Below are 984 nucleotides of genomic sequence, written 5' to 3'. Positions count from 1 at the left end.
CGGCCGCGCGCGCAGCCTATGTGCTGTTCGCCGGGCGGCTCGACCGGCGCAAGGGTGTGCATCACCTCCTCGCCGCGGCGCGCGCCCTGCCGCACATCCCCTTCCGCGCCGCCGGCTGGGGGGCGGACCTCGCCGCGCTGCGCGCCGCCGCGCCGGCGAACCTGGCCTTCCAGGACGCGCAGGGCGACGCGCGCTACTGGCAGGCGCTGGGGGAGGCGCGGATCTTCCTCTCCCCCACCCATGCCGAGACCTTCGGCCTGTCGGTCGCGGAAGCCATGGCATCGGGCTGCGCCATCGTCTCCTCCGCCGTCACGCTGGACTTCGCGGGCCATCGCCACGCCCCGGGGGACGAGGCGGGGATGATCGCGGGCCTCGCGCGGCTGTGGGACGACCCGGCGGCCTGCGCGGCGGCGGGGGCGGACAACCGGCGGCTGGCCGCCCGCTTCACCTGGGATGCGCACATCGATTCGCTGCTCGCGCTCCATGCGCGCCTGCCGCGCGGGGAGGCCGCCTGATGCGCGTCGCGATCTACCATCCCTGGATCTACCTGAAGTCGGGGCTCGAGCGGACGCTGCTCGAAATCCACCGCCGCAGCCGCCACCAGGTGACGCTGCACACCGGCCACTACGACGCCGAAGGCACCTATCCGGAACTCGCCGCGGCGGGGATCGTCGAGCATGGCCGCGTCTCGGTTCGCCGCGCCTACCTGCCCGTGCTGGGTGCGGCCGCGCGCATCGCGGCGACCCGGATCGACCCCGCCGGCTACGACGCGCTAGTCGTCTCCTGCGACGGGCTCGGCGACCTGCTGACGCTGCGCAACCGGTCGAAGCCGGTCATGGCGCTCTGCTTCACGCCGCTGCGCGCGGCCTATGACGAGGCCTATCGCGCGCGCCTGCTCGCCCGCGCGGGCGCGCTTCGGCCGCTGGCGCTGGCGGCCGAGGCCGGCTGGCGCGCGGTCGACCGCGCCTGCTGGCGCAACTATTC

The 984-nt window shown here is 75.2% G+C and carries 2 protein-coding genes; both read left to right on the top strand.

What is annotated here, in order from left to right:
• On the top strand, nt 1-515 hold a 515-nt coding region (locus tag HW577_RS25610; protein ID WP_198378898.1), incomplete at its 5' end, for a glycosyltransferase.
• On the top strand, nt 515-984 hold a 470-nt coding region (locus HW577_RS25605), incomplete at its 3' end, for a hypothetical protein (protein ID WP_198378897.1). The genes HW577_RS25610 and HW577_RS25605, both read left to right, overlap by 1 nt.

Source organism: Neoroseomonas rubea (assembly GCF_016106015.1).
In the GTDB taxonomy this organism is placed as follows: Bacteria; Pseudomonadota; Alphaproteobacteria; order Acetobacterales; family Acetobacteraceae; genus Neoroseomonas; species Neoroseomonas rubea.
The sequence above is the reverse complement of the archived record's forward strand: the minus strand, read 5'-3'. Positions and strand labels throughout refer to the sequence as shown.